Genomic DNA, 9,858 nt, shown 5'->3' on the forward strand with positions numbered 1-9,858 from the left:
GGGCGTGCTGGTCCAGGGTGGTGACCTCGCCGATGCTCGGCGGGGCGGGCGCGTGCTGGTCGAGCGTGGTGACCTCGGGGTCGTCCGTGCTCGGCGGCGTCGGCGCGTGCTGGTCCTGCGTGGTGAACTCCGGCTCGTTCGTCGCTTCGCTCATGATGTGTACATCCCCCAACTGTCGGACTGGCGTTGCTGTTGAACGACCCGTTCGGCGACTCCCCCGAAGGCCGCCGAACGGGCGTTCAGGCGGGTCTCAGACTGGTGATGAGGCCCTCGGATCCGCCTGCCCCCCGACGCGACGCATCCGTTCCATCAGAGTGGCAGCCCGCCATAAACGTTCGATGAACGCCGCCGGCGGGCGGCCCTCAGGCCGCCTTCAGGCCGCCGACAGCGGGGCGAGCAGCCGGCGTACCTGGACGGCCTCGGCGGAGCCCGTCTCGTCGTACAGGGTCAGCGCCTCGCGCCAGCAGGCGCGGGCCCGGTCGCCCTGGTCCAGGGTGTCCAGCGCCCGGCCGAGCAGGGTCAGGGCGTTGGCCCGCATCCAGTCGCCGCCGATGCAGCCCATCGCCAGGGCCTGTTCCGCGTGCCGGGCGGCCCGCGCGGGGCGGCCGGCCCGCAGGTGCACCTCGGCGATGCGGTAGTGGGTCGTGCCCTCCCACAGCGACTGCCGGTTCTGCGCGAAGATGCCCAGCGCCTCGTCGAGCTGGGCCAGTGCCTCCGACGCGCGCCCCGCCTGGCCGAGCACGATGCCGGAGGCGTACCGGGCGTTCGCCAGCCGCATCGACATCCCCAGCTCGTCGTAGATCTCGACGCCGCGCCCCGCGAGTTCGACTGCCTCGCCGCTGCGGTCCATGGAGGCGAGGGTGCGGGAGAGGTTGCAGACCGCGCTCGCCTCGCCGGGCCGGTTGCCGTCGGCGCGGAAGGCGTCGATCGCGCGCAGGAAGTACCCCTCGGCGTCCGCGTACCGGGTGGTGCACAGGGCGATGATGCCGAGCTGGTTCGGGGCGGCGCCGTTCGCCCACGGGTCGTCCGCCTCCCGCAGCAGCGCGTCCGCCCGCATCGTCTCCTCCTCGGCGGCGTCGAACCGGCCCGCCTGGCTGAGCACCTGGGCGACGGTGACCCGGGCCCGCACCTCGGCGCGGGCGTCCCCGAGGGCGGCCGCCGCCTCGCACGCGGCCCGCGCGGTCCTGCGGTACTGGCGGGAGTCCACCCCGGACTCCGCGAGGTCGATGGCGGCGACCAGCAGGTCGACGGCCCGGCGCACCATGGCCGCGTCCAGCGACTGCCGTACGCAGGCGAGGAGCGGCCCGGCCTCGCTGTGCAGCCAGTCCAGCGCCTGTCCCGCGCCGCCGAACTCCTCGCCGGCGAACCGGCCCTTCTGCCAGATGGGCCACGGTCCGGTCGCCCGGCCGCTCGATGCCGTACACCCGCACGGCCTTGGCCAGGTAGTGGTCCAGCAGCCGCGACCGGGCGGCCTCCCGCTCGGCGGGCGGCTGCTCGTCCCGCTCGGCGCACGCACGCGCGTAGAGCCGTACGAGATCGTGGAAGCGGTAGCGGCCGGGGGCCGCCGACTCCAGCAGGGACGAGTCGACGAGGGACTCCAGCAGGTCCTCCGTCGCGTCCGCCGCCAGGTCCAGCAGGGCGGACGCGGCGGCCAGCGAGATGTCGGGGCCGTCGGCCAGGCCCAGCAGCCGGAACGCGCGCGCCTGCGCCGCGTCCAGCGCGCCGTAGCCCAGCTCGAAGGTGGCCGCCACCGCCAGGTCGCCCGCCTGGAGCTCGTCCAGGCGGCGGCGCTCGTCGGCGAGCTTCGCCGCGAGGAAGGACACCGTCCAGGTGCGGCGGGCGGCCAGCCGGGAGGCGGCGATACGGATGGCAAGGGGCAGGAAGCCGCAGGCGGCCACCACGTCCAGGGCCGCCTCCCGCTCGGAGCGCACCCGCTCCTCGCCGACGATCTTCGTGAAGAGGGCCAGCGCCTCCTCCGGCGACATCACGTCCAGGTCGACCAGGTGCGCCCCGGCCAGGTCCAGCATCCGCACCCGGGACGTCACCAGGGCGGCGCAGCCCGCCGTGCCCGGCAGCAGCGGCCGTACCTGCGCCGCGTCGCGCGCGTTGTCCAGCAGCACCAGCACCCGGCGGCCGTCCAGCACCGAGCGGTACAGCGCCGCCCGCTCCTCCAGCGAGTCCGGGATCGCCGTGTCGGCGGTGCCGAGGGCGCGCAGGAAGGAGCCGAGGACCGTCTCGGGCTCCGCGGCGCTGGCGCCGGCGCCCTGGAGGTCGACGTAGAGCTGGCCGTCGGGGAACGCGTCCCGGGCGGCGTGCGCCACGTGCACGGCGAGGGTGGTCTTGCCGACGCCGCCGATCCCGGCGACGGCGGACACCGCCATCACCTGCCCCTGCTCGCCGGTGGCCGACGCGAGGACCTCGCCCAGCTCCCGCACGAACGCAGCCCGGCCCGTGAAGTCGGGTACCGACGCGGGAAGTTGCGCCGGGCGTACGGGCGCGGGCTCCGTCTGCGCCGGCGCGGCGGGCGGTCCGGCGAGGGCCGGGTCGGCCTCGAGGATGCGCTGCTGGAGTTCGCTCAGGTCCGGGCGCGGGTCGACGCCCAGCTCGTCGGCGAGCAGCCGGCGGGTGTCGGCGTACACCGCGAGCGCCTCCGCCTGCCGGCCGCTGCGGTACAGCGCCAGCATCAGCAGCTCGCGCAGCCGCTCCCGCAGCGGGTGCGCGGCGGTCAGCGCGGTCAGCTCGGAGACGGCCTCCGCGTGGCAGCCCTGCTCCAGGTCCATGTCCAGCCGTGTCTCGAGGAGTTGCAGCCGCCACTCCTCCAGGCGGACGCGCTGCGCCTCCGCGTACGGGCCGGGCACCCCGGCCAGCGTCTCGCCGTCCCACAGCGTCAGCGCCTGGTTGAGCAGGTCGCGGGCGCGGCACAGGTCGCCGGTGTACCGGGCCTTCTCCGCCTCCGCCGCAAGCTCCTGCGCGGCCCCGAGGTCCAGCGCGCCCTCGCCGAGCCCGCGCACGGCGTAGCCGCCGGACTCGCTGACCAGGACGCCGGGGTCCAGCACCTTCCGCAGCCGGGACGCGTAGGTGCGCACCGCGGCCAGCGCCTGCGAGGGGGGTTCCTCGCCCCACAGGGCGTCGATCAGCTCGGCGGCCGTGGCGGTGCGGCCCTCGCGCAGCAACAGGGCCGCCAGCAGGGCGCGTTGCTGCGGACTGCCGGTGGCGACCGGTGTCTCGCCACGCCAGGCGCGCACCGGACCCAGTACGCCGAACCGCAGCGTCTCCGGCTCCGGGGAGGAGCCGGGACCCCGCTGCTCGGGTCCTCGCGGCACACCGTCCATGCAGTCCCCCTATGCATTCCGAGCAACTACGCCAGTCTGCCTTCTCCTGACGCATGAGTCAGCCGTGCGAGACACCGATCACACGGGGATCGACGGGCCGCCACGGACTCCCCACATCTGTGACCTCATCCGTCCAGATCCACTCGTACCGTGAGCAGTTCGGCCCCGAGCGCCCGCACGGCGGCGCTGTTGAACCGGGGGAGGGTGCGCAGCCGGGCGACGGGGTCGTCGCCGGGCAGCGGACGGGCGGTGCCGGTGTGTCAGCGGCCCCGGATGCGCACCCGCACCCGGGGGTCCGCCGCGATGTTGCGCACGTACTGGCTGCGTCCGCCGAACTCCGACACCAGCCAGAACGTGTCGCCGACGCGCCGCCCGCCCACCGGGGTGGTGCGGGGCAGGCCCGACACGCGGCCGGTGGTCTCCAGCAGGGTCTGGAACGGCATCCGCCGCAGCAGCGGGTTCCCGACGCGGCGCTGGAAGGCCGTGACGACGCGGTATCGGCGTTCGGCGCGAGAAGTCATCGTGGCGCCGAGCCTACCGGCGGCCGAGGAAGACGGGGTTGGTGAAAGCGGCCAAGCTTCCGGGCAGCGGCCCGGCGGCGGCCGGGTGCCGTACCTCCGCGCGCACGTACGCGGCGTACGCGGGGGTGGTGCGCCACTCCACGACGCCGGCCCCGCCCGCCGGCAGCGGCGCGGAGGTGTGCAGCACGCCCTGGTCGGTGACGAGGCGGACGGTGCAGCCGGGGGCGCCGGTGACCTCGGTGCGGACGGTGACGGGGGAGTCGTCCGGGACCCGCAGCCGCTCGCCGATCCCCGCGTGTTCGCCGCGCGGGCCGGACGCGGAGAAGGCGACGGAGACGTCCGCGGACTCGGCGACGTAGGCGCGGCCCGCGCGGATGCCGTCCTGGATCGCGCGGCGGCTGAGGTCGTCGGCGAGCACCACGGTCTGCGGCAGGCCCACCACGTCCGGGTCGCGGTGCGCGTCGCTGCTGCCCATGGCCGGGATCCAGTCGCGGCCCTGCCGCACGGAGGCGACCAGCATGCCGTCCCAGTCGGCCAGCGCCACCTCGTCGTCGGGCGTCCAGGGGCCGTTCCACACCTCCACCGCGTCCGCCTCGCCGAAGCCGAACTTCCAGTTGCAGCCGATGCAGGTGGCGTGCGGATGGGCGGGCACGACCAGGCCGCCGGCCCGGCGGATCTGCCGGGCGAACCGGCCGAAGCGGTTGTCGCGGGCGCGGTAGCGCCAGTCGACGAAGGTGCCGGGGTCGGTGCCGAGCGCCACCACGTGGCCGTTGCGGGTGGTGACCTCCTCGCCGAGCAGCACCAGCAGGTCGTCCCCGGCCGCCTCCGCCCAGTGGGCGTGCGCGGAGGAGGTGTTGTGGTCGCTGGAGTTGACGAAGTCCAGCCCGGCCGCGCGGGCGAGCGCGGCGATCTCCGCGGGCGTGCGGCGGCCGTCGGAGTGCCAGGAGTGCAGATGGCAGTCGCCCCGGTACCAGGCCCGCCCCCGCCCCTTCGCCCGCTCCGGCGGGTACACGGGCCGGGGCGTGCGGCCCGGCCCGCCGAACGTCAGCGTCACGGTGATCTCGTAGGCCAGGCCCTGCGGGGCGACCGTGTACGGGCCCAGCGCGATGTGCCAGGTGCCCGCGCGCACCGGGCCGGGGACGTAGCCGGGGGTGGCCTCGTCGGCGCGCAGGAAGAACTCGGTGCGCGCCCCGCCGGACCAGCCGCGGAAGCCCTCGCCGCCGAGGCCGGTGCCGCGCTCGTCGAAGACGCCGATGTCGAGGGCGTTGCCCGCGGTGCCGGCCGGGACCTGGGGCCGGTCGTAGGTGTAGGCGACCTTGATCTCGCGTACGCCGTGCGGCACTTCGACCGGCACGTACACGAAGTCGGGGGAGCCGGTGGGCAGGGTGCCCCGTACGGTCCTGGACTGGCTGCGGCCGCCCTCGGCCGCGGAGGCGAAGCTCACGCTCCCCAACGTAAACGCGGCGGCGGCGCCCGTCAGGAAGACGGCGCGCCGTCCGACGCCGGCCTGATGCTCCTCGCACATGCTGCTGCTCCCGGGTGTCGGTGAGGACAGGGGTGGGTGATGCAGGGGTGGTGCGGTGCAACCTTCGTATTGAGCAGTGAACTGCCGTGGAAGGGAAGGGAATCGACGGATTTCGGGCCGTGTCCGGGGCGACCGCCGGTGTGAGGTGGGGCGGCTTCCGGTGTGATCCGGTTGTGGCCGTCGGCGCGATGCCGACCGGTCGGTATGGACAGGAGGGGAGCGGGCGGGTATGCATGGGGCGTCGTCCGCGTACGAAAGGCCGCCCATGCGCATCGCCGTCACGATCTTCCTCACCGACGAGACGATCACCCCGGTCCGGCTGGCCCGGGAGCTGGAACAGCGGGGGTTCGCCGGGCTGTACCTGCCCGAGCACACGCACATCCCCGTCGAGCGCACCACCCCCTACCCGGCCGGCGGCGAGCTGCCCCGCGAGTACGGCCGCACCCTCGACCCCTTCGTGGCGCTCGGCCAGGCCGCGGCCGTCACCGAACGGCTCGGGCTCGGCACCGGCATCACGCTCGCCGCGCAGCACGACCCGATCGACCTCGCCAAGCAGATCGCGACCCTGGACCACCTCTCCGGCGGCCGCTTCACCCTCGGCGTCGGCTTCGGCTGGAACGTGGAGGAGGCCGCCGACCACGGCGTGGAGTGGCGCACCCGGCGCGCCCTGGTGCGTGACCGGATCGGCCTGATGCGCGCCCTGTGGGCCGACGAACCGACGCCGTACGACGGGGAGTTCGGCGCCGTCCGGGCGAGCGTCGCGTACCCCAAGCCGGTGCAGAAGCCGCGTGGCCCGGTGAGCGGCCCGCGCACCCTGGTCGGCGGGGCGGCCGGACCGAAGCTGTTCGCCGACATCTGCGCCTACGCCGACGGCTGGCTGCCGATCGGCGGGCGCGGCCTGACCGAGGCGCTGCCCGCCCTGCGGATCGCCTGGGCCGATGCCGGCCGGGACCCGGCCGCCCTCCAGGTCGTCCCGTACGCGGTCCGTCCCAGCGCGGGCAAGCTGGAGCACTTCGCGGAGCTGGGCGTCGAGGAGGTCGTGGCGCAGCTGCCGCCGGCCGGGGAGGCGGAGGCGCTGCGGGCGCTGGACGCGCTCCAGCCGTTCGTGGACGGTCAGAGGTCCTGATCACGCCGAACGTATGCTCAAGGCATGACGACTTCCGCGACGTCCGGAACCGGCGGCCCGACCGAGAACTCCCTGCGCCGCGCGCTCAGGCGCGCCCGCGACGGAGTCTCCCTGGACGTCTCCGAGGCCGCCGTGCTGCTCCAGGCCCGCGGTGAGCAGCTGACGGACCTCTCCGCCTCCGCCGCCCGGGTCCGCGACGCGGGCCTGGAGGCGGCGGGGCGGCCGGGCGTCATCACGTACTCGAAGAGCGTGTTCATCCCGCTGACGCGGCTGTGCCGGGACAAGTGCCACTACTGCACGTTCGTCACCGTGCCCGGCAAGCTGCGCCGGGCCGGGCACGGGATGTTCATGTCGCCGGACGAGGTGCTGGACATCGCCCGCAAGGGCGCCGCGCTCGGCTGCAAGGAAGCCCTCATCACCCTCGGCGACAAGCCCGAGGACCGCTGGCCCGAGGCGCGCGAGTGGCTCGACGCGCACGGCTACGACGACACGATCGCCTACGTCCGCGCGATCTCCATCCGGATCCTGGAGGAGACGGGACTCCTCCCGCACCTCAACCCGGGCGTGCTGTCCTGGACGGACTTCCAGCGCCTCAAGCCGGTCGCCCCGTCCATGGGCATGATGCTGGAGACCACCGCGACGCGTCTGTGGTCCGAGCCCGGCGGCCCCCACTTCGGCTCCCCCGACAAGGAACCGGCCGTGCGGCTGCGGGTCCTGGAGGACGCCGGGCGCTCCTCCGTGCCCTTCACCTCCGGCATCCTCATCGGCATCGGCGAGACGTACGAGGAGCGGGCGGAGTCCCTGTTCGCGCTGCGGAAGACCGCCCGCGCCCACCACGGCATCCAGGAACTGATCATCCAGAACTTCCGCGCCAAGCCGGACACCGCCATGCGCGGCATGCCGGACGCGGAACTGGACGAGCTGGTCGCCACGGTCGCCGTCGCCCGCCTCGTCCTCGGCCCCACCGCCTGCCTCCAGGCCCCGCCGAACCTGGTCGACGCCGAGTACGGGCGGCTGATCGCGGCCGGCATCGACGACTGGGGCGGGGTCTCCCCGCTCACCATCGACCACGTCAACCCCGAACGCCCGTGGCCGCAGATCGAGGAACTGGCCGAGCAGTCCCGCGCGGCCGGCTTCGCACTGCGCGAACGGCTCTGCGTCTACCCGGAGTTCGTGCGGCGCGGCGAGCCCTGGCTGGACCCGCGGCTGCGTCCGCACGTCGCCGCGCTCGCCGACCCGGAGACCGGGCTCGCCCTCCCGGACGCGCTGCCCGAAGGGCTGCCCTGGCAGGAGCCGGACGAGGCGTTCACCGCCGCCGGCCGCACCGACCTGCACCGCACCATCGACACGGAGGGCCGCACCGGCGACCGCCGCGCCGACTTCGACGAGGTGTACGGCGACTGGGACGCGCTGCGCGAGGCCGCCGCCCCCGGCATGGTCCCCGAGCGCATCGACACCGACGTCCGCGAGGCGCTGCGCACGGCGGCCGACGACCCCACGAAGCTCACGGACGCGGAGGCGCTGGCCCTGTTCCACGCGGACGGTCCGGCGCTGGACGCGCTGTGCCGGGTCGCGGACGACGTGCGCAGGTCGGCGGTGGGGGACGACGTGACGTACATCGTCACGCGCAACATCAACTTCACCAACGTCTGCTACACCGGCTGCCGCTTCTGCGCGTTCGCGCAGCGCCGCACCGACGCCGACGCGTACACGCTGTCGCTGGAGCAGGTCGCCGACCGCGCCCGGCAGGCGTGGGACGTCGGCGCGGTGGAGGTGTGCATGCAGGGCGGCATCCACCCCGACCTGCCCGGCACCGCCTACTTCGACATCGCGCGGGCCGTGAAGGAACGCGTCCCCGGCATGCACGTCCACGCCTTCTCCCCGATGGAGGTGGTGAACGGCGCGACCCGCACCGGGATGTCGATCCGCGAGTGGCTCACGGCGGCGAAGGAGGCCGGCCTCGACACGATCCCGGGCACGGCCGCGGAGATCCTCGACGACGAGGTCCGCTGGATCCTCACCAAGGGCAAGCTGCCGGCGGCGACCTGGATCGAGGTCGTCGAGACGGCCCACGAGCTGGGCATCCGCTCCTCGTCCACGATGATGTACGGCCATGTCGACCAGCCCCGCCACTGGCTCGGCCACCTGCGCACCCTGGCCGGCATCCAGCAGCGCACCGGCGGCTTCACCGAGTTCGTGACGCTGCCCTTCGTGCACACCAACGCCCCCGTCTACCTGGCCGGCATCGCCCGCCCCGGCCCGACCGTCCGCGACAACCGCGCGGTGACGGCGATGGCGCGGCTCCTGCTCCACCCGTGGATCCCCAACATCCAGACGAGCTGGGTCAAACTGGGCGCGGAGGGCGCGGCTCAGATGCTGCGCTCGGGCGCGAACGACCTGGGCGGGACGCTGATGGAGGAGACCATCTCCCGCATGGCGGGCTCCTCCTACGGGTCCTACAAGTCGGTCAAGGACCTGATCGCGGTCGCGGAGGCGGCCGGCCGCCNNGCGCCGCTCAGGCCTCGGACGGCCATCTGCCGGAGCTGCTGCCGGTCCTCGACTGACTCCGGAGGCGTCCGCCGCTGGCAGTAGGATGATCCGACCCGCTGTCGGTGGCTGAGGAGTGCGTACCGGTGTCTGCCCGTCTTCCTTCGTGGGCCTGGGTGACCGGGCTGACCACGGGGGCGATAGCCGTGGTGGCGGTCCTGGCCGTCCAGGCGGACCAGGGCACCAAGCCTGTCGCCGCCGCCACTCCGCCGAAGGCCACGGCGACGGCGGACCCCAAGCCGTCCGCCGCCCCGCCGGAGAAGCCGCGCACGCCGGCCGTGCCCGCCGACTCCGGCACCGGCCGCCGCATCGTCTACTCCCTCGGCCAGAAGCGCGTCTGGCTCGTCGACGCCAGCGACGCCGCCCGCCGCTCCTTCCCGGTGTGGCCCGGCACGGTCGCCCCGGACCCCGGCGCCTACGCGATCGGCACCCGCACGGAGGCCACCAACGGCAGCGACGGCGTCCCGGTGGAGCACATCATGTACTTCGCCCAGAAGTCCGGCGTCTTCGTCGCGTTCTCCAACGCGGTCGACGGCTCCTCACCCCCACCCGCCGACCCCGGCGCCCAGACGGGCGGCATCCGCGTCGCCAAACAGGACGGCAAGGCCCTCTGGACCTTCGGCACGGCGGGGACGACGGTCCAGGTGGTGAAGTAGCGGGCCGTCCGGTTCGCCGGGGCTGCCCGGTGTCCTTTCCCCAGGGCGACCCGGCCGCGCAGGCGGTGCCGCCGGTCCGACACCCGAATCGGGCCGGGGTGCGTCAGAATGAGGCCCTCGGGACGCGGGGGAAGGGGCGTGCGGGTGGTGC

The 9,858-nt window shown here is 74.5% G+C and carries 3 protein-coding genes and 3 pseudogenes; 3 read left to right on the plus strand and 3 right to left on the minus strand.

The genetic code is table 11. The features are described 5' to 3' along the window. Positions 1 to 373: 373 nt before the first annotated feature. The 3 genes and pseudogenes from afsR to CCN29_RS09520 form a co-directional block, all read right to left on the minus strand. Positions 374 to 3,332: pseudogene (gene afsR / locus CCN29_RS09510) on the minus strand (SARP-family global regulator AfsR). Positions 3,333 to 3,457: 125 nt separating this feature from the next. Further along, positions 3,458 to 3,853: pseudogene (locus CCN29_RS09515) on the minus strand (nitroreductase/quinone reductase family protein). Positions 3,854 to 3,866: 13 nt separating this feature from the next. After that, the gene (locus CCN29_RS09520) at positions 3,867 to 5,378 is read right to left on the minus strand and encodes a CehA/McbA family metallohydrolase (RefSeq protein WP_031021533.1); all 1,512 of its coding nucleotides are present in this window, start codon (positions 5,376 to 5,378) and stop codon (positions 3,867 to 3,869) included. A gap of 265 nt (positions 5,379 to 5,643) precedes the next feature. Between CCN29_RS09520 and CCN29_RS09525 the strand changes: the two genes are divergently transcribed. The 3 genes and pseudogenes from CCN29_RS09525 to CCN29_RS09535 all read left to right on the plus strand — a co-directional run bounded on the left by CCN29_RS09525 (position 5,644) and on the right by CCN29_RS09535 (position 9,707). Next, positions 5,644 to 6,504 (plus strand): LLM class F420-dependent oxidoreductase, encoded by an 861-nt coding sequence (locus tag CCN29_RS09525; RefSeq protein ID WP_006135722.1) that lies wholly within the window; start codon positions 5,644 to 5,646, stop codon positions 6,502 to 6,504. Between the two features lie 24 nt (positions 6,505 to 6,528). Further along, positions 6,529 to 9,068 (plus strand): annotated as a pseudogene (locus CCN29_RS09530) (bifunctional FO biosynthesis protein CofGH). Between the two features lie 69 nt (positions 9,069 to 9,137). Further along, positions 9,138 to 9,707 (plus strand): hypothetical protein, encoded by a 570-nt coding sequence (locus CCN29_RS09535; RefSeq protein WP_442538289.1) that lies wholly within the window; start codon positions 9,138 to 9,140, stop codon positions 9,705 to 9,707. Positions 9,708 to 9,858: the final 151 nt, after the last annotated feature.

The sequence above is a fragment of the Streptomyces pseudogriseolus genome (genome assembly GCA_002154585.1).
Lineage (GTDB): Bacteria > Actinomycetota > Actinomycetes > Streptomycetales > Streptomycetaceae > Streptomyces > Streptomyces pseudogriseolus.

Coding starts and splice junctions, on each gene's coding strand:
- CCN29_RS09520 (WP_031021533.1), bottom strand. CDS start 5,378: ATGTGCGAGGAGCATCAGGCCGGCGTCGGACGGCGCGCCGTCTTCCTG.
- CCN29_RS09525 (WP_006135722.1), top strand. CDS start 5,644: ATGCGCATCGCCGTCACGATCTTCCTCACCGACGAGACGATCACCCCG.